General features: G+C 71.6%; 13 protein-coding genes. 6 read left to right on the top strand and 7 right to left on the bottom strand.

What is annotated here, in order from left to right; genetic code table 11:
- The first annotated feature begins 8 nt into the window (after nucleotides 1-8).
- From ACZ7LV_RS16405 to ACZ7LV_RS16415, 3 genes are read left to right on the top strand one after another with little or no spacing between them, the layout of a single operon-like run.
- Nucleotides 9-404 (top strand): DUF742 domain-containing protein, encoded by a 396-nt coding sequence (locus tag ACZ7LV_RS16405; RefSeq protein ID WP_471939855.1) that lies wholly within the window; start codon nucleotides 9-11, stop codon nucleotides 402-404.
- Nucleotides 405-428: 24 nt separating this feature from the next.
- On the top strand, nucleotides 429-4,076 hold the full coding sequence (locus ACZ7LV_RS16410) for a hydantoinase B/oxoprolinase family protein (protein ID WP_471939857.1): 3,648 nt from the start codon (nucleotides 429-431) through the stop codon (nucleotides 4,074-4,076).
- Entirely contained in the window at nucleotides 4,057-4,665 is a 609-nt protein-coding gene (locus ACZ7LV_RS16415; protein ID WP_471939859.1) for a GTP-binding protein, read from the top strand. Before ACZ7LV_RS16410 ends, ACZ7LV_RS16415 begins: the two co-directional genes overlap by 20 nt.
- Nucleotides 4,666-4,748: 83 nt before the next feature.
- Here the strand turns inward: ACZ7LV_RS16415 and glpK are convergent, their stop codons facing one another.
- The 4 genes from glpK to ACZ7LV_RS16435 form a co-directional block, all read right to left on the bottom strand.
- Nucleotides 4,749-6,269 carry a glycerol kinase GlpK gene (gene glpK / locus ACZ7LV_RS16420; RefSeq protein ID WP_471939860.1) on the bottom strand — a complete coding sequence of 507 codons (1,521 nt, stop codon included), beginning with the start codon at nucleotides 6,267-6,269 and terminating at the stop codon, nucleotides 4,749-4,751.
- A 656-nt stretch (nucleotides 6,270-6,925) separates the two neighbouring features.
- Nucleotides 6,926-8,578: an EAL domain-containing protein gene (locus ACZ7LV_RS16425; RefSeq protein ID WP_471939862.1), complete on the bottom strand. Its 1,653-nt coding sequence runs from the start codon at nucleotides 8,576-8,578 to the stop codon at nucleotides 6,926-6,928.
- Nucleotides 8,579-8,790: 212 nt separating this feature from the next.
- Nucleotides 8,791-9,981 carry a lipid-transfer protein gene (locus tag ACZ7LV_RS16430; RefSeq protein ID WP_471939864.1) on the bottom strand — a complete coding sequence of 397 codons (1,191 nt, stop codon included), beginning with the start codon at nucleotides 9,979-9,981 and terminating at the stop codon, nucleotides 8,791-8,793.
- On the bottom strand, nucleotides 9,978-10,403 hold the full coding sequence (locus ACZ7LV_RS16435; RefSeq protein WP_471939866.1) for a Zn-ribbon domain-containing OB-fold protein: 426 nt from the start codon (nucleotides 10,401-10,403) through the stop codon (nucleotides 9,978-9,980). Before ACZ7LV_RS16435 ends, ACZ7LV_RS16430 begins: the two co-directional genes overlap by 4 nt.
- Nucleotides 10,404-10,583: 180 nt before the next feature.
- Here ACZ7LV_RS16435 and ACZ7LV_RS16440 point away from each other — a divergent pair, with 180 nt between their 5' ends.
- Nucleotides 10,584-11,120 carry an NUDIX domain-containing protein gene (locus ACZ7LV_RS16440; protein WP_471939868.1) on the top strand — a complete coding sequence of 179 codons (537 nt, stop codon included), beginning with the start codon at nucleotides 10,584-10,586 and terminating at the stop codon, nucleotides 11,118-11,120.
- A 1-nt stretch (nucleotide 11,121) separates the two neighbouring features.
- On the opposite strand, the gene ACZ7LV_RS16445 is transcribed toward ACZ7LV_RS16440, so the two are convergent.
- Nucleotides 11,122-13,485, bottom strand: coding sequence for a glycoside hydrolase family 31 protein (locus ACZ7LV_RS16445; protein ID WP_471939870.1), 2,364 nt, complete (start codon nucleotides 13,483-13,485; stop codon nucleotides 11,122-11,124).
- Between the two features lie 211 nt (nucleotides 13,486-13,696).
- Between ACZ7LV_RS16445 and ACZ7LV_RS16450 the strand changes: the two genes are divergently transcribed.
- Both ACZ7LV_RS16450 and ACZ7LV_RS16455 read left to right on the top strand, forming a co-directional pair.
- Nucleotides 13,697-15,664 carry an acetoacetate--CoA ligase gene (locus ACZ7LV_RS16450; protein WP_471939872.1) on the top strand — a complete coding sequence of 656 codons (1,968 nt, stop codon included), beginning with the start codon at nucleotides 13,697-13,699 and terminating at the stop codon, nucleotides 15,662-15,664.
- Nucleotides 15,665-15,796: 132 nt separating this feature from the next.
- Nucleotides 15,797-16,702: a hypothetical protein gene (locus tag ACZ7LV_RS16455; protein WP_471939874.1), complete on the top strand. Its 906-nt coding sequence runs from the start codon at nucleotides 15,797-15,799 to the stop codon at nucleotides 16,700-16,702.
- A gap of 81 nt (nucleotides 16,703-16,783) precedes the next feature.
- Here ACZ7LV_RS16455 and ptsP read toward each other — a convergent pair whose 3' ends face one another.
- Together ptsP and ACZ7LV_RS16465 are read right to left on the bottom strand one after the other, a co-directional pair.
- Nucleotides 16,784-18,454: a phosphoenolpyruvate--protein phosphotransferase gene (gene ptsP, locus ACZ7LV_RS16460; protein ID WP_471939876.1), complete on the bottom strand. Its 1,671-nt coding sequence runs from the start codon at nucleotides 18,452-18,454 to the stop codon at nucleotides 16,784-16,786.
- A gap of 78 nt (nucleotides 18,455-18,532) precedes the next feature.
- Complete coding sequence (locus ACZ7LV_RS16465) at nucleotides 18,533-18,982, bottom strand: PTS sugar transporter subunit IIA (RefSeq protein WP_471939878.1); 450 nt, start codon at nucleotides 18,980-18,982, stop codon at nucleotides 18,533-18,535.
- Between the last annotated feature and the right edge of the window lie 604 nt (nucleotides 18,983-19,586).

Below are 19,586 nucleotides of genomic sequence, written 5' to 3' on the forward strand. Positions count from 1 at the left end.
GGGATGGCATGAGCGCTGACGGTCAGGCAACAAGCCACTGGTTCGACGACGAAGCTGGACCGGTCGTCCGTCCGTACGCCATGACGCGGGGCCGCACCAGCCATGCGGCCCAGCACCGCCTCGACCTGATCGCGGTGGTCGTGACGGAGCCCCATGTGGACGATCCGGAGACGGACCCGACCCTGTCCCCGGAACACGTCGACATCGTCGAGCTGTGCCGTGAGGTCCCGCAGTCCGTCGCCGAACTCGCCTCGGAGCTCGATCTGCCCATCGGGGTGATACGGGTACTCGTAGGGGACCTGACGGATGCGGAACTCGTCCATGTGACCCGGCCCGTGCCCCCGGCCGAGCTGCCGGACGAGAGTATTCTGCGCGACGTGATCAACGGCCTCCGGGCGCTCTGAGCAGCGCGGAAGCGAGGTGGAGACGTGAGCGGCTGGCAGTTCTGGGTCGACCGGGGCGGCACCTTCACGGACATCGTCGCGCGGCGCCCGGACGGACGGCTGCTGGTCCACAAGCTGCTGTCCGAGAACCCGGCACGCTACTCCGACGCGGCCGTCGCGGGCGTGCGCGCGCTCCTCTCCGGCTCCGGGGACCCCGTCGAGGCGGTGCGCATGGGGACGACCGTCGCCACCAACGCGCTCCTGGAACGCAAGGGCGAACGCACCCTGCTCGTCATCACGCGGGGCTTTAGCGACGCCCTGCGCATCGCCTACCAGAACCGCCCCCTGATCTTCGCCCGCCGCATCGACCTCCCCGAGCTCCTCTACGAGCGGGTCGTCGAGGTCGACGAGCGCATCGCCCCCGACGGCACCGTCCGCCGCGAGCCCGACCTGGACGCCCTCGCGGGGCCGCTCCGCCAGGCGTACGACGACGGCATCCGCGCGGTCGCCGTGGTCTGCATGCACAGCCACCAGCACCCCGCCCACGAGCAGGCCGTCGGGGAACTGGCCGCCCGTACCGGCTTCGAACAGATCTCGCTGTCGAGCGAGGTCAGCCCCCTGATGAAGCTCGTCCCACGCGGGGACACGGCCGTCGTCGACGCCTATCTGTCGCCGGTGCTGCGCCGCTACGTCCGGCATGTCGCCGACGAGCTCGAAGGCGTACGGCTGATGTTCATGCAGTCCAACGGAGGACTCGCCGAAGCCGGGCAGTTCCGCGGCAAGGACGCGATCCTCTCCGGACCCGCCGGAGGCATCGTCGGCATGGCCCGCATGTCGCGACTGGCCGGCTTCGCCCGCGTCATCGGCTTCGACATGGGGGGCACGTCCACCGACGTGTCGCACTACGCGGGCGCCTACGAACGGGTCTTCACCACACAGATCGCCGGTGTCCGGCTGCGCGCGCCCATGCTGGACATCCACACCGTCGCGGCCGGCGGCGGCTCGGTCCTGCACTTCGACGGCTCCCGCTACCGCGTAGGGCCGGACTCGGCGGGCGCGGACCCGGGCCCCGCCTGCTACCGCGCGGGCGGCCCCCTCACCGTGACCGACGCGAACGTCATGCTCGGCCGCGTCCCGCCCGACCACTTCCCCCAGGTGTTCGGCCCCGAGGGCGACGAGCCCCTCGACACCTCCCTCGTCCGCGAGCGCTTCGACGCCCTCGCGCGCGAGATCCGGGAGCGCACCGGCGACGACCGCACGCCCGAGCAGGTCGCCGAGGGTTACTTGCACATCGCCGTCGCCAACATCGCCAACGCCGTCAAGCGGATCTCCGTCCAGAAGGGCCACGACGTCACCCGCTACGCCTTGACCACGTTCGGCGGTGCGGGCGGGCAGCACGCGTGCAAGGTGGCCGACCTGCTCGGCATCCGCACCGTGCTCGTCCCGCCCATGGCCGGTGTCCTCTCCGCGCTCGGCATCGGGCTCGCCGACACCACCGCGATGCGGGAACAGTCCGTCGAAGCGCCCCTGGAGGACGCCTCCATGCCCGGCGTCACCAGGACGGCGGACGAACTGGAGGCCGCGGCCCGCGCCGAACTCCTCGCCGAGGACGTCCCCGAAAGCCGTATCGAGATCACCCGCCGCGCCCAGCTGCGCTACGACGGCACCGACACGGCCCTCACCGTCGAGCTCACCGAGCCCGCCACCATGAAACAGGCCTTCGAGGAACGTCATCGCGCCACGTACTCCTTCACCCTCGACCGCCCGGTCGTCGTCGAAGCCCTCTCCGTGGAAGCCACCGGCATCACCGAACCCCCCGATCTCTCCGCTCTCACCCCCTACCGGGCCGACCGCGAAGGCGGCCCCGCGGCCGCGCACACCGTCCGCCTCCACAGCGACGGCGCCTGGCGCGACGTGCCCCTGTGCCGCCGCGAGGAACTTCCCCCGGGCGACACCGTCACCGGCCCCGCGATCATCACCGAGGCCGGCGCGACGACCGTCGTGGACGACGGCTGGCGGGCCGCTGCGACCGACGACGGGCATCTGGTCATGGAACGCACGGCGGTCACGCAGAGTTCCGAAGTGGACACGGAAGCCGACCCGGTTCTCCTGGAGGTCTTCAACAACCTCTTCATGTCCATCGCCGAGCAGATGGGCGCCAGGCTCGAATCCACGGCGCAGTCCGTCAACATCAAGGAACGCCTGGACTTCTCCTGCGCCCTGTTCGACCCGGACGGAAACCTGGTGGCGAACGCCCCCCACATCCCTGTCCACCTGGGGTCCATGGGCACCAGCGTCCAAGAGGTCGTCCGACGGCGGGGCACCGGCATGCGGCCGGGGGACACGTACGCCGTCAACGACCCGTACCACGGGGGCACCCACCTCCCCGACGTCACCGTGATCACCCCGGTCTTCGACACCGGCGGCAGGTCGGACACGGAGGGTGACCGGATCCTCTTCTACGTCGCCTCCCGCGGCCATCACGCGGAGATCGGCGGCATCGCCCCGGGCTCCATGCCCGCGGACAGCCGCACCATCGAGGAGGAAGGCGTCCTCTTCGACAACTGGCTCCTCGCCGAGAACGGCCGCTTCCGCGAGGAGGAGACCCGCCGCCTGCTCACCGAGGCGGCCCACCCCTCCCGCAACCCCGGGACCAACCTCGCCGACCTGCGCGCCCAGATCGCCGCCAACCAGAAGGGCGTCGAGGAAGTCACCCGCATGATGGAGGACTTCGGCCTCGACGTGGTCCAGGCGTACATGCGGCACGTCCAGGACAACGCCGAGGAAGCGGTGCGCCGCGTCATCGACGCACTCGACGACGGCGAGTACGCCTACGAGACCGACTCGGGCGCCGTCCTGCGCGTGCGCGTGCGCGTGGACCGCGACGACCGCTCCGCCACCGTGGACTTCACCGGTACGTCACCGCAGCTGGCCGGCAACTTCAACGCCCCCTACTCGGTGGTGAACGCGGCGGTCCTGTACGTCTTCCGCACCCTCGTCGCCGACGACATCCCCCTGAACGACGGCTGTCTGCGCCCGATCCGCATCATCGTGCCGTCCGGCTCGATGCTCTCGCCCGAGCCGCCCGCAGCGGTGGTCGCCGGCAACGTGGAGACCTCCCAGGCCGTCACCGGCGCCCTCTACGCCGCGCTCGGCGTGCAGGCGGAGGGCTCCGGAACGATGAACAACGTCACCTTCGGCAACGAACGCCACCAGTACTACGAAACCGTAGCCTCCGGCTCGGGGGCCGGCGACGGCTTTCCCGGCGCGAGCGTCGTCCAGACCCACATGACCAACTCCCGCCTCACCGACCCCGAAGTCCTGGAGTGGCGCCTGCCCGTGGAGTTGGAGGAGTTCTCCGTCCGCCGTGGCAGCGGCGGCGCGGGGCGGTGGCGCGGCGGGGACGGCGCGGTCCGCCGTATCCGGTTCCGCGAGCCGATGACCGTCTCCACGCTCTCCCAGCACCGCAGGGTTCCCCCGTACGGCATGGCCGGCGGCGAGCCCGGGGCCCTCGGTGCCAACCGCGTCGAGCGCGCGGACGGAACGGTCGGCGCACTCGGCGGAAGTGACACGGCGGACGTCGGCCCCGGCGACGTACTCGTCATCGAGACCCCCGGCGGCGGAGGCTACGGGCCCCCGCCCCCCGACCCCCATCGAGCAGGAGAAGAGACCGATGATCTTCGGGCGATCTGAGCGCGGCAAGCCCCCGGTCGAGCCCGTCACGCTCAAGATCCTGGTGGCCGGCGGCTTCGGGGTGGGCAAGACGACCCTCGTCGGCGCGGTCAGCGAGATCAGGCCGCTGCGCACCGAGGAACTGCTCACCGAAGCCGGGCGCCCGGTCGACGACACCAGTGGCGTGGAAGGCAAGCACACCACCACGGTGGCCATGGACTTCGGCCGCATCACGCTGCGCGAGGACCTCGTGCTGTACCTCTTCGGCACACCGGGTCAGGAACGGTTCTGGTTCATGTGGGACGAGCTGACCGAAGGCGCGCTCGGCGCCGTCGTACTCGCCGACACCCGCCGTCTGGACGACTGCTTCGCGGCGGTCGACTACTTCGAGCGGCGCTCCATACCGTTCGTCGTCGGCGTCAACTGCTTCGACGACGCGGCCCGTTACCCGGTGGAGGAGGTACGCCAGGCCCTCGACCTGGACGACGGCGTACCGCTGCTGCTGTGCGACGCGCGGGAGCGGGAGTCGGTCAAGGAGGTCCTCATCGGTGTCGTCCAGCACGCGATGGCGCAGGCGGCGGACCGCCGTCAGGCCGTGACGGCGACCTGACGCACAAGCGGCCCGTACCCTCGCCGACCGGGGTACGGGCCGCAGTTCATGGGCGCGACGCCCCATCGGGGTGCGGGCGACGGCTAGTCGTCGCCGTCCTCCACCCACCCGAGGGTCTTCTCCACCGCCCGGCGCCAGCGGCGGTACTCGCGGTCCCGTTCCGAGGCCTCCATGGCCGGTGTCCACTCCGCGTCCTTCCGCCACTGCGCCTTGAGCTCGTCCAGGTCGTTCCACACGCCGGTGGCGAGTCCGGCCGCGTAGGCGGCGCCCAGGGCGGTCGTCTCGGACACCTTGGGCCGGATCACGGGCACGCCGAGGACGTCCGCCTGGTGCTGCATCAGCAGGTTGTTCTTCGTCATGCCGCCGTCCACCTTCAGGGTGCTGATGTGCACGCCCGAGTCCTGGTACATGGCGTCGACGACCTCGCGCGTCTGCCAGCTCGTCGCCTCCAGCACGGCACGCGCCAGATGCCCCTTGGTGACGTACCGGGTCAGCCCGGCGACGACCCCGCGCGCGTCGGAGCGCCAGTACGGCGCGAACAGGCCGGAGAACGCGGGCACGATGTACGCGCCGCCGTTGTCGTCGACACTCGCCGCCAGTGTCTCGATCTCGTCGGCGGTACGGATGACGCCGAGCTGATCGCGGAACCACTGGACGAGGGCGCCCGTGATCGCGATGGATCCCTCCAGGCAGTACACGGGCGCCTCGCCGCCGATCTTGTAGCCCATCGTCGTCAGCAGCCCGTTCTTGGACGGCACCGGCCGGCCCCCCGTGTTGAGCAACAGGAAGCTGCCCGTGCCGTACGTGTTCTTCGCCGACCCCACGTCGTAGCAGGCCTGCCCGAACACGGCCGCCTGCTGGTCGCCGAGCGCGGACGCCACCGGCACGCCGGCGAGCTGGCCGACCGCCGTCCCGTACACCTCTGCCGAGGACATGATCTCGGGCAGCACGGACTCGGGCACCTGCATCGCGGAGAGGATGGAGGGGTCCCATTGGAGGGTCTCCAGGTTCATCAGCATGGTGCGCCCGGCGTTGGTGACGTCGGTGACGTGCCGGCCGCCGTCGGTACCACCGGTAAGGTTCCAGATCAACCAGGAGTCCATCGTGCCGAAGGCGATCTCACCCTGCTCCGCGCGAGCCCTCAGACCGGGCACGTTGTCCAGCAGCCAGGACACCTTGGGCCCGGAGAAGTAGCTCGCCAGCGGCAGCCCGGTCTGCTCACGGAACCGGTCCTGGCCGTCCCTGCCGCCCAGTTCGACGCAGAGCGCGGCGGTGCGGGTGTCCTGCCACACGATGGCGTTGTGCACGGGCTTGCCCGTGGCGCGGTCCCAGAGCACCGTCGTCTCGCGCTGGTTGGTGATGCCGAGGGCGCTGAGCTGATCGGGGCGCAGTCCGGCCTTGGCGACGGCCCCGGCGACCACCGCCTGCACCTTCGACCAGATCTCGGTCGCGTCGTGCTCGACCCAGCCCGGTTTGGGGAAGATCTGCCGGTGCTCGCGCTGGTCCACAGCGACGATCGCGCCGTTGTGGTCGAAGATGATGCAGCGGCTCGACGTGGTGCCCTGGTCGATCGCGGCCACGTACTTCTCGGCGTTGTTCGTCATGGCTTTCCCCTTGGGCTCGGTTCAGAAAGCGGCGATGTGGGTGAGGCCGGCGAGCACTGACCGCCGAGTGGCCCATCGGCCGAAATCCACGCGTCGCCCCGGTCGGAGGGGCGTCGCGCCGGATCGGCGGGAGCCCGCACGGGGCGAGAGTGCTCGGGTGGCCACACAGGGTGACCGTCGGTGCCGCGCCGACGCCGTGGCGGGCAGGTCCCTGGTTGCGCCGACCTCGCCGGCGAAGACGTCTCCGCTGTTCATGGCGGCTCCTTGGCCCGTGGACGGGGCGCTCGGCCCGATCCCCCGTGCGGGGTGCTTCGCGTCGCTCCCGTGCAGATCAGCCGGAGCCGGACAGTTCCGCGCCCCGCCGGCGCCCGTGACGGGCGAGCCGTCGCAGCCGGCCCGGCCAGGGAGTGGGCCTCGACCCACGAGCCGTACGGCACAGTGCCGGGATGCGCCGCGAATGTACGGCGATGTCGGCTGCCCACCCGAAGTGTTCACCGGCGCTCAAGGGGCGTCAAGGTCGCTGACGGCACCCGTTCCCGAGGCGTGCTCGCTCCGGCGTGGGGGCCCGCGCCCCCCTCGCTCGCCGCCTGAGCCGCGATCGCGGGCCCACAACACCGGGAAGGCCTGGCCGCGCCCCCGCGGGCTCAGGCGCCCTCTCAGCCTCTGCCCGGCTCGCCCAGGGCGCACCCGGCCCCGCTGGTCGTCGGGTCCGTGCCGCGCAGGATCTCGTGTCCGGGCCGTCCCGCTCGTCCCAGCACCCAGCTGGCCCCTCTGAGCGCTTTGGCGGCCTTCTTCAGGGGCGCCAGGGATGCCGCCGCCTCTCGGTGATCACTGACGCTCCCGGGCGGGCACAGCACGGTGGCCAGGGACAGCGTCACCGGCAGGCCGCCGGCCGACCAGGGCACGTCGAGGACCGAGAGGGCGAGCGGATCCAGCCCCTCTGGATCGGCGAGCACCAGGAAGTCGTCCCCGCCGATGTGCCCCACGCGCGTGCTGCCGGAAGCCGCGACCTGCAAGGCCCGTCCCACCGACCGGATGAGTTCGTCCCCGGCCGCGAACCCGGCGCCGTCGTTCACCTGCTTGAAATGGTCGACGTCCAGCCAGCTCAGCGCGAACGGCCTGCCCCCCGCGATGCGTCGGTCCACCTCGCCGGTGATCGTGTCCGACCCGGGCAGCCGCGTCAGCGGATTGAGTCCGGCCGCCTCCTCGACCCGCGTCTCGGCCAGCGCCCGCACGAGGTCCGCGAGCCGTACGACGCCCACGCACCGCCCGTACGCGTCGACGACGGCCACGTCGTCGGACGTACGGTCGCGCCCGCCGTCCGCGACGACCTCCAGCACCTCCCACGCGGTGGCGTCGATGCCCACCGTGCGCGGCGCGTCACCCAGTTTGGCGGCGGGCCGGTCGGCGTACAGGGCGTGCCCGTAGCGGCCCGAGAGGGACAGCAGGAACCGCGACCGGTGCATGGACCGCACCGGCACCCCGTCGCGGTCCACGAGCAGCACCCCGGAGACGTCGGGGGACCCGGTGAGCAGCGCACGCACCTGAGCCGCGGACGCGTTCGCGGGCAGCAGCGCGGCCGGCCGCACGAACTCCCGCACCAGCGGCCCCGACGGCGAAGGCGTCTCGGCCGCGGGGGAGCGGGGCGGAACGTACACCTCAGCGGCCGGCAGCCTGGCCGGGGGCGCGAACAGCTCGCCCTGCGCCAACTGCGCACCCGCTGACAACGCTGCCGCGAACTGCAGTTCGGTTTCCACGCCCTCTACGCACAGCAGCGCCCCCAACTCGTCGCAGAGCGTCCGCATCGCCCGCACCGCGGCAGGCCGCGCCAGCAGCGACGCGTCGAGCTTCACCAGGTCAGGCCCGAGATCCGTGAGCAGCCGCAGGGGTGCGTCGCCGTCCCCGACGCCGTCGGCACTGATGCGGAACCCCTGCTCCCGCAGCGCGGCGACCGCCTCCAGCAGCGCGTGCTGCGGCACGTGCGTGTACGGCGGGCAGACGTCGATCGTGACTTCCCACGGCATGCGCCCGGCCCCGCGCACGGCGGCGTGCAGCGAGGTGAGCCCACCGAGGTCCGCGAGCGTCCCGGCGAACACGTTGACGTGAAGCGGCAGCAGTGACTCCTTGCGCACCGCCGCGCGGACCGCCAGGACGGCCAGACGACCGTCGAGTACGGGATCCCGACGCGCCTCGGCCAGGATGTCCCCCGCTTCCGGCCGGGCGAGGATCTCCAGCGCCGCGACCCCGCCGGTGGACAGGTTGACCACCGGCTGGAAAGCGAAGCGGAGAGTGTCCGACCAGGAGCGCACGGGAGCATGATGGCGCCCTCGGAGAGGGCTGAGGCCCAGTTCATGAGACGTTCACGCAGGATTCCGAGGTGATCACACAGCGTGCGGACAAGGCGCACGAGGACGGTGTGACAGGGCATTGTCCGTGGTGCGACGAGGACTCTGAGTTCGCACGAGGCACCACCCCCGCGCCGCCCGCCGGAGTGTCGCGCCACGGCGCGGCGCCGCCCTCCTCACCGCACCGCGATCACCGCCGACCCGTGCCCGAACAGCCCCTGGTTGGCGGTGATCCCCACCCGCGCCCCGGGCACCTGCCGATCACCGGCCTGACCGCGCAACTGCCATGTCACCTCGCAGACCTGGGCTATCGCCTGCGCGGGAACCGCCTCCCCGAAGGACGCCAGGCCCCCGCTCGTGTTGACGGGTATGCGCCCGCCCGGCGCCGTCCCGCCGTTCCGGAGCAGTGCGGCGCCCTCGCCCTCCTCGCACAGCCCGAGGTCCTCGTACCACTGCAACTCCAGCGCCGTGGACAGGTCGTACACCTCGGCGAGGGACAGGTCCTCGGGTCCGACGCCCGCCTCCTCGTAGGCGGCCCGGGCCGTCGCGGCCCGGAACGTCTCCTCGGCGGGCGCGGCGGCCGCGGCGGAGTCCGTCGCGATGTCGGGCAGGTCCAGGACGGTGCTGGGATAGCGAGGTGTCACGGTGGACACCGCCCGGATCCGTACCGGTTCCGGCACGCCGTGGCGGCGCGCGAAATCGATGCTGGACAGCACGAGTGCGGCCGCGCCGTCCGAGGTCGCGCAGATGTCGAGCAGCCGCAGCGGGTCCGCGACCACCGGCGAGGCGGCCACCTCCCGGGCGGTGACCCGCTTGCGATAGCGCGCGTTCGCGTTCAGCGCGCCGAGGGCCGCGTTCTTCACCTTGACCCGGGCGAAGTCCTCCAGGGTGTCGCCATGGACAGCCATGCGCCGGCGCGCGTACAGCCCGAAGTACGTGGGATTGCTCGCCCCGAGCACCCGGAACCGCAGCCAGTCCGGATCGTCCGGCCGCTGACCTCCCGCGGGCCGGAAGAAGCCCTTGGGCGCGGCGTCCGCGCCCACCACGAGGACCACGTCGGCCAGGCCCGCCAGGATCTGTGCCCGCGCGGTGCCGATGGCCGCCGCCCCCGACGCGCACGCCGCGTACACGCTGGTGATCCGCGCACCCTGCCAGCCCAGCGCCTTGGCGAAGGTGGCCCCTGCCACGTACCCGGGGTAGCCGCCGCGCACGGTGTCCGCGCCGACGACGGAGCCCACCTGCCGCCACTCCAGCCCCGCCTCGGCGAGCGCCGCGCGCGCGGCCACCACGCCGTACTCGACGAAACGCCGCCCCCACTTGCCCCAGGGGTGCATGCCCGCCCCCAGCACCGCCACGTCCCCCGTCATGCCACCACCCCCGTCGGCCGCCAGTGCCACGTCGTCCAGGTCGTCCCGGCGTCCTCGGACAGCACGCCGGCGACGACCTCCACCTCCATGCCCACCGCCAGGTCGGAGACGGTGATCCCGGGAGCCGCCTGCCCCAGCACCACCATCCGCTCGGACTCCAGCTCCACGGCTATCAACGCGTACGGCTCCCACGGAAGTTCCGGATCGCTCACGTAGGGTGACGGAGGCCGGTACCGGCTGTCCGTGTACGACCAGACGCGTCCCTTCCGTGACAGCGGCACCTCCTTCAACTCCCCGCCGTCGCAGCCGGGGTTGCGGCAATGGGTGTCCTCGCGGGGGAAGAAGACGGCGGCGCAGACCGAACAGCGCGTGCCCAGCAGGCGGAACTCCTCCCCGTCCCCGGTGAACCAACCCTCGACCACGGGTGTTCGTGTACGCGACAAGGTGCCTCCCGAGCACGAGAACTGACGATGCGTCAGAAGTGTGCCACCGGATCCGGAGAAGCGCTAAGGGCAGCGGTCGGCCGGCCGGGAACGACCCGCCTGGTCCCGCCCGGCGACCCGCCTGGAGACGCTCCCGGCAAGATCGGCTACAGTCCGCGCGTGTCCGAAACTCAGCACTCCGCCCCCAACTCCGCCCCGAACTCCCATTGTTCGAGCTGCGGATCGCCCTACGGAGAGGGCGTCTCCGGTTGGCCCCGCACCTGCCCTGCCTGCGCCGCCGTCGCGTACCGCAACCCGCTGCCGGTCGCGGTCGCGCTCCAGCCGGTGTACGACACCCAGGGGACCGCCCTGGTCGTCATCACCCGCACCGTCGCGCCCGCGCAAGGGGGCGTCGCACTGCCCGGCGGTTACATCGACGACCGGGAGGACTGGCGGCAGGCCCTGGTCCGCGAGCTCAGGGAGGAGACCGGCATCGAGGCGGCGAGCCGGGACGTCCGGCTCATGGACGCGATGAGCTCACCCGACGGCCACCTGCTGCTGTTCGGCGTCCTGCCGGAGCGCCCCGCCGACCGCCTGCCCGAGCCCGCCGCCACGGACGAGACGGAGGGCTGGCACCTCCTGCGCAGGCCCGAGGAACTCGCCTTTCCGCTGCACACGCTCGCCGTGAAGGCCTGGTTCGAGGGCCGGTACATCTGAGTCAGCGCTCGCCGAGCCCTCGTACCCGCACCGGGTGGGGCGGCTCCTCGCCGCCCCGCCCTTCGCGCTCGACGACCACACCGGAGTCCTCCCGACGCGCGTAGTAGCGCTCGATCGTCGGTTCCTCCCACCCGTCCCCGGCGTCCGCCACCACCAGCCCGGACCCGGTCCGCCCCCGGACGGGAGCCCACACCTCCAGCTCCAGCCCGCCGTCCGCCCCGCGCGTGGGAATCACCGCCCCCGCGCGCGCGAGCACCGGGATCCGCGACAACGGGGCGTCCACGAGAACCTGGCCCGGGCCCTCGTACGCCCGCTCGGTTGCCGTGTCGTACCAGCGGCCCCGAGGCAGCTGGACCGCACGCCGGTCCGCGCCGGGATCGAGCACCGGCGCCACCAGGAGACAGTCGCCGAGCAGGAACGCGTCCTCAGAGTCCCGCAGCGCCCGGTCCTCCGGCGAACTCCACCACAGCGGTCGCACATAGGGCGCGCCGGTGCGGCGGGCCAGATGCGCCAGCATCAGGAAGTACGGCAGCAGTCGTCGCCGTTCGACCAGCGCCTCGCGCGCGTGCTCCAGCACCTCGGTCCCGAACTCCCACGGCTCCCTGCGCCCCGCCCGCATGCTCGCGTGCGTGCGGAACAGCGGCAGCCAGGCACCCAGCTGAAGCCAGCGCAGATACAGCTCCGGTGAGGGACTCCCGTCGAAGCCACCCACATCCGGCCCCGAGTACGGCACCCCGCACAGCCCGAGCCCCATGACGAGCGACAGCGACGCACGCAGCCCCGGCCAGCCGGTGGCCACGTCGCCCGACCAGGTGCCCCCGTAGCGCTGCATACCGGCCCAGCCCGACCGCGAGAACAGGAAAGGCCGCTCCTGAGGCGCCAGCTCGCGCACCCCTTCGTAGCCCGCCCTGGCCATGCACAGGGCGTACACGTTGTGCGCCTCGCGATGGTCGCCGCCGCGCCCCTCCAGCCCGTGCCGCGCCGAACGCGGCAGCGTCGGCTCCCCGAACGCCGCGAACGACGTCGGCTCGTTCATGTCGTGCCAGAACCCCGAGAACCCCTGCGCCAGCCGCTCCTCGTAGAGGCCGCCCCACCACTTGCGCACGCGCGCGTGTGTGAAGTCCGGGTACACCACCTCACCGGGCCACACCACACCCCGCACCGGCTCCTGCGAGGTGTCCCGCACGAACACGTCGTGGGCCGTACCGCTGTCGTAGACCTCGTTGCCCGGCTCGGCCTTCACCGCGGGGTCGACGATCGACACCAGCCGGATCCCCTCCCGGCGCAGCTCCTCGGCGAGCGCCGGCAGCTCGGGGAACCGTTCCCGGTCCACCGTGAACACCTGATGGGCGTCGTAGTGGTCGATGTCCAGATGCACGGCGTCCAGCGGCAGCCCGTGCTCGCGGTACCCCGCCACGATCCGCCGCACCTCGCGCGCGCTGCCGAAACCCCACCGCGCGTGATGGTGGCCGAGCGCCCAGGCCGGCGGCAGCGCGGGCGCGCCCGTGAGCGAGGCCCAGGCCAGCAGCACGCGCGCGGGGGTGCCCACGATCACCCAGCACCGCAGCGGACCGCCCTCCAGACGCATCTCGCACGTCCCCGGCCGATCGTGCCCGGAACCCGCACCCTCCTCGCCCTCGCGCACCGTCGCCGTGCCGTCCCACGAGGAGTCGTGGAAGACCAGGTGCGTGCCCGCGTCGGCCACCACCAGCTGCACCGGCATCGTGATGTACAGCGGATCGTCGCCCGGTGCGAACGCGCGCCCCGGGTCGGTGTTCCACAGCCGGTACGACCCGTCCCGCAGCCGGGGACCCGAGGATCGCCCACCCAGCCCGAAGAAACGTGCGTCCGCGGACACCTCGGAACGCTGCATCCAACGCGCCTGGCCGCCCCCGACCGGCTCCCACCACCGCGGCGGCAGATCCCGGCGCAGCGTCACCCCACCGGGGGTGCGCACCTCCACGGCCCCGTTCCGTGACACGACGACCGTGACCCGCTCCGCCACGACGCGCCAACCGCCGTCCTTGTCCGGCTCCAGCACCGCCCGGGGATCGGGTTCCGGACAACGGCCTGCCAGCGCGTACGACGGCTCCGGGGCCGCACCGTCCCAGCCCCAGAACACGGCCCCGTTCACCGCGACGGTGATCCGCAGCTCGGACCGGCTGAACCGCAGGACGCCGCCACCAGGACCGGGTGTCGCCTCCTGCACCTGGCCGGGCACCCGCGCGCGTTCGGCGCCCCGCGCGGGCAGGCCGACGGCGTCCGCGCGGCGCCTGCGCCATGCCGCCCGTACGGAACGCAACCCCTGAGTCGCCCCCACCAAACCGACCGCCTTCACCGAATGCACCAGGTCACGACCGTCCATGCCGCTCACCCTGCCACTGACCGGCGCGTTCTCGTGTGTCGTTCAACTGCCGTTCACCCGTGCCAGGACCACATCTTCACGACACGGACTATGTGGGCGGCACCCTGGTGCAGAAGTCGATCACATGGCATCGTCCGTGTCAGCCGCGTCACGCGCACACCCCAGCACGTGCGCGAGCGACGCACACGACGCGCACAGTCCGGGAGCCGCCATGTCGATCGTGAACCCCCAGCCGCTCTGGCAGCCCGATCCCGAACGCATCGCCCAGGCACAGATCACCGAGTTCCAGGCGTGGGCGGCCGAGCACCACGGCGCACCGAGCGAGGGCGGCTACGCCGCACTGCACCGCTGGTCCGTCGACGAGCTGGAGGCGTTCTGGCAAGCCGTCACGGAGTGGTTCGACATACGGTTCTCGACGCCCTACGCGCGCGTGCTGGCCGACCGATCGATGCCCGGCGCGCAGTGGTTCCCCGGCGCGACCCTGAACTACGCCGAACACGCCCTGCGAGCCGCCGCGACCCGCCCGGACGAACCGGCCCTCCTGTGCGTGGACGAGACCCAGGAACCCCGCCCCGTCACCTGGTCGGAGCTGCGCCGGCAGGTCGGCTCCCTGGCCGCGGAACTGCGCGCCCTCGGGGTACGTCCCGGAGACCGGATCAGCGGCTACCTCCCCAACATCGCCGAGGCCGTCGTCGCCTTCCTCGCGACCGCCGCCGTGGGCGGCGTCTGGACGTCCTGCGCACCCGACTTCGGCGCCCGCAGCGTCCTCGACCGCTTCCAGCAGGTGGAACCGGTCGTCCTGTTCACCGTCGACGGCTACCGCTACGGCGGCAAGGAACACGACCGCCGGGACACCGTGGCTGAACTGCGCCGCGAACTGCCCACCCTGCGCGCGGTCGTGCACATCCCGCTCCTCGGCACGGCGGCTCCCGAGGGCGCCCTTCAGTGGTCGGCCCTGACGGGCGCGGACGAGGAGCCCGAGTTCGCACAGGTGCCGTTCGGACACCCTCTGTGGGTGCTGTACTCCTCCGGCACGACCGGGCTCCCCAAGGCCATCGTCCAGTCCCAGGGCGGCATCCTCGTCGAACACCTCAAGCAGCTCGCCCTGCACTGCGACCTGGGACCCGAGGACCGCTTCTTCTGGTACACCTCGACCGGCTGGATGATGTGGAACTTCCTCGTCTCCGGCCTCCTGACGGGCACCACGGTCGTTCTCTACGACGGCAGCCCCGGCTTCCCCGACACCGGCGCCCAGTGGCGCATCGCCGAACGCACGGAAGCCACGTTCTACGGGACCTCCGCCGCCTACGTCATGGCCTGCCGCAAGGCGGACATCCACCCCGGTCGGGACTTCGACCTCGCGCGCGTGCAGTGCGTCGCCACCACCGGCTCGCCCCTGCCTCCCGACGGATTCAGCTGGCTGCACGACGAGGTCCGCGACGACCTGTGGATCGCCTCCGTCAGCGGCGGCACGGACGTGTGCTCCTGCTTCGCGGGAGCCGTGCCCACCCTGCCCGTGCACATCGGCGAACTCCAGGCGCCGGGACTCGGCACCGACCTGCAGTCCTGGGACCCGAGCGGCACACCGCTGACGGACGAGGTCGGCGAACTCGTGGTCACCAACCCGATGCCGTCCATGCCGATCCACTTCTGGAACGACCCCGACGGCAGCCGCTACCGCGACAGCTACTTCGACACCTACCCCGGCGTCTGGCGCCACGGCGACTGGATCACCCTCACGTCCCGGGGCTCCGTGATCATCCACGGCCGTTCCGACTCCACGCTCAACCGGCAGGGCGTGCGGATGGGCTCCGCCGACATCTACGAGGCGGTCGAGCGCCTGCCCGAGATCAGGGAATCCCTCGTCATCGGCATCGAACAGCCCGACGGCGGCTACTGGATGCCGCTCTTCGTGCACCTGACGCCCGGAGCCGTCCTCGACGAGGTCCTCCTGACCCGGATCAAGCAGACCATCCGGGAGCAGCTCTCCCCCCGGCACGTCCCCGACGAGATCATCGAGGTGCCCGGAGTCCCGCACACCCTCACCGGCAAGCGCATCGAGGTCCCGGTCAAGCGACTCCTCCAGGGCACCCCGCTGGAGAAGGCGGTCAACCCCGGCTCGATCGACAACCTCGACCTGCTCCACTTCTACGAGGACCTCGCCCGCAAGCGAGGCTGACCCCCCGGCGCACGACAGCCACGACGACGGCCTCGGCTCACCCGCAGCGACACGGTGAGCCGAGGCCGTTGTCAGTGCCGGCGATTACTGTGAGTGAGCATTGATCGACCGTGCAGCGCACAGGGGGAAAACATGGCGCACACCGACCGCACGACCACGCGACGCGTCCTGCATCGCGAGGTCGCCGGCACCATCGGCCTGCTCACCGACGAGTACGACTTCCGGGCGATGCGGCGCTACCGCAGCTTCATCTTCGACGACCACGAAACCTACTTGCGCCAGGTGGAAGCCCTGCTCAAAACACGCGCCGCCCAGGGCAGCCACACGACCGTCGCCCTCTTCGACCCCCAGGAGTACGCCGACTTCTGCGAGGGCCGAGGCCTCGACCCCGATCTCCCGTCGAGCCGGACCCGCTTCACCGCCGAACTCGCGGCCACCGGCCCCACCGTTCCCTACGAGGGCCAGCAACTCGCCGACCTCCTCCCCGCCCTCGTCGACGAAGCGGTACGACAGGCGACCTGGGAGTACGCCTCGACACTGCTGGCCCGTGTCGGCGCCTGCGCGACCTGCGGCGAGGACATCGGAAGCACCGCCTTCGACCGGGCCTCGAAACTTCTCGTCCGCATCCTCGACACGGCGCCGCCCGGCGACCGGCACCTTGTCTGCAGCGTCTCCGGCACCCCGGAAACCCTGGTCGCCGCCCTCCACGTGGACCGGGCCGCCGACGGCACCTCGCGGCTCGACGAGGCCGAGGCGCTCGAATTCACCACGGTGCTGGCCCTGGGTATCGCCACCCGCAGCCCAGGGGGACTGGTCATGCGAACCACCGCCCCCGCCACCACGGACCGCGTCTACGGCTGGCGCCTGCGCGGGGGCGGCCTCGAACCCCTGACCGCCGGCGAGGTCTTCGACGCCTACTGCACCGATGTGGAATCGGGCGACCTGATCTCCCCCGAATCCGGGGTCGACTACGGCGTCCCGCCGGACCTCGGAGAAGGGGAGGGAGGTCAGGGCCCGGCGCCGGAACACCGCCACTGACCGGGGCCACGGACATGCGCGGGGCGCCCCACCACCAGGTGGAGCGCCCCGGACAAAAGCACCGTGGCCGGCCGCGTCCCCTTACTCGCCGGACAGCACCGCCTGAGCCGCGTTGCGCGCCTCCTCCGCGGTGTCGGCCGCACGCGCCGCGGCCGCGGCCCGCTCGCACTGCGCCAGCGTGTACTTCGCGAGAGCCGCGCGCACATAGGGAATCGAGGCCGCACCCATGGAGAGGGAGGTGACACCCAGACCGGTCAGCACACACGCGAGCAGCGGATCGGACGCGGCCTCACCGCAGACCCCACAGCTCTTGCCCTCGGCCGTCGCCGACTCGGCGGACAGCGCGACCAGGTCCAGCAGCGCCGGCTGCCACGGGTCCTGGAGCCGGGACACCGCGCCCACCTGACGGTCGGCGGCGAACGTGTACTGCGCCAGGTCGTTCGTGCCCAGCGACAGGAACTCGACCTCCTGAAGGATCGAACGCGCCCGCAGCGCAGCCGACGGAATCTCCACCATCGCGCCGAACTTGGCCCGCAGCCCGGCGTCCCGGCACGCGTCCGCGAACGCCTTCGCGTCCGTACGGTCCGCCACCATCGGGGCCATCACCTCGAGGTAGACGGGCAGTCCCTCGGCCGCCTTCGCCAGCGCGGTCAGCTGGGTGCGCAGCACCTCGGGGTGGTCGAGCAGCGTCCGCAGGCCTCGTACACCGAGGGCAGGGTTCGGCTCGTCCGCCGGCGTCAGGAAGTCCAGCGGCTTGTCGGCACCGGCGTCCAGCACCCGCACGACGACCCTGCCCTCGGGAAACGCCTCGAGAACCTGTCGATAGGCCTCGACCTGCTTCGCCTCGGAGGGGGCCTGCTTGCTGTCGTCCAGGAAGAGGAACTCCGTCCGGAACAGGCCGACACCCTCGGCGCCGGCCTCCACCGCGGCCGCGATGTCCGCGGGACCGCCGATGTTGGCGAGCAGCGGCACCTTGTGACCGTCGGAGGTGGCGCCGGGACCGGTCGACGCGGCCAGCGCGGCCTTGCGCTCGGCGGCCGAGGCCTCCAGCTGGGCCTTCTTCCCGTCGCTCGGGTTCACGAAAATCTCGCCGGTGCTGCCGTCCACGGCGATCATCGTGCCCTCGGCCAGCTCACCGGCGCCCGGCAGCGCCACCACGGCCGGCACGCCGAGCGCCCGCGCCAGGATCGCGCTGTGGCTCGTCGGCCCGCCTTCCTCTGTGACGAAACCGAGGACGAGCGTGGGGTCCAGCAGCGCGGTGTCCGCGGGCGCGAGGTCACGCGCGACCAGTACATAGGGCTCGTCGCTGTCCGGCACACCCGGCATCGGCACACCGAGCAGCCGCGCGACGATACGATTCCGCACGTCGTCGAGGTCCGCCACGCGCCCGGCGAGGTACTCACCGGCACCGGCGAGCAGGTCCCGGTACGCGGCGAAGGCGTCGTACACCGCGCGCTCGGCGGTGCTGCCGACAGCGATCCGTCGGTCCACGTCCGCGATCAGCTCGGGATCCTGCGCCATCATCGCCTGCGCCTCGAGCACGGCCTGGGCCTCGCCCCCCGCCAGGTTGCCCCGCGCCATCAGGTCGGCCGCCACCGCTTCCACGGCCTGGCGGGCGCGCCCCTGTTCGCGCTCCGCCTCCTCGGCCGGGATCTGCTTGGCGGGCGGTTCGAGCACCGCCGTTCCCATGTGCCGAACCTCGCCGATCGCCACCCCGTGGCTCACGCCGACGCCTCGCAGCGTTGTCTCCATCTCACCCGTCTCCGGTAGTGCGGCGGACCCCGCCGCCGCGGTGGTTGTCCTGCATGCCGTCACCCGACGGCGATGACGTCACTTCCAGACGAAGAGGCTGTCGCCCGACTTGACGTCGCCGTCCTCACGGAGTTCGGAGAGCGCCTCGGCCGTGGCCTCGAGCGCGACGACCGGGCAGACCGGCGACTTGCCGGCGGCCTCGACGGCGCTCGGGTCCCAGCGCACGATGCCCTGACCACGGGTCACGGTGTCGCCCTTGCTCACGAGCAGTTCGAAGCCTTCACCGTTGAGCTGCACGGTGTCGATGCCGAGATGGGTGAGGACTCCGTGCCCCTCGGCGTCCACCACGACGAAGGCGTGCGGGTGGAGGGAGACGATGACTCCGTCCACGGGCGCGACGGCCTCGGACGGCTCGCGCACGGGGTCGATGGCGGTACCCGGGCCGACCATGGCCCCGGAGAAGACCGGATCCGGCACTGCGGCAAGTCCGACGGCGCGTCCGGCGAGCGGGGACGTAACGGTGGTCATGGGAGCCTCCCAGGGGTGGAGATTCATAGTTGAGCCGTCACGGCCTGTCCCGGGCGGCCCACTGCTGAGCAGGGTATGTCATGGGAAGTCCCGGTTCGCCGGATACCTCCCAATAGAGGTCTAGACCACCAGCGTAATGGATTTGCACGCGCTCCGCGGCCCCATGTACAGTCGTACTCCTGCTTGAGGCTGAGCGATGCGAACAAGCGTCGTTGCCCGGCGGCACCCAACTTGTCAGATCCTAACTCGGGTCTCCTTCTGCATGCCCGCAGAACGGTGGTCAGAGAGCCGGAAAAACCCTGATAGAGTTTGGAAACACCGAAGGGAAGCGCCCGGAGGAAAGCCGCGAGAGAGATTCTCGGGTGAGTACAAAGGAAGCGTCCGTTCCTTGAGAACTCAACAGCGTGCCAAAAGTCAACGCCAGATATGTTGATACCCCGTCTCCAGCATCTGCTGGGGCGAGGTTCCTTTGAAAAAACACAGCGAGGACGCTGTGAACGGCCGGGCCTATTCCGCCTGGCTGTTCCGCTCTCGTGGTGTTCATCCCGATCACGGGAAAACATTCACGGAGAGTTTGATCCTGGCTCAGGACGAACGCTGGCGG

Source organism: Streptomyces sp. NPDC107562 (genome assembly GCF_055657325.1).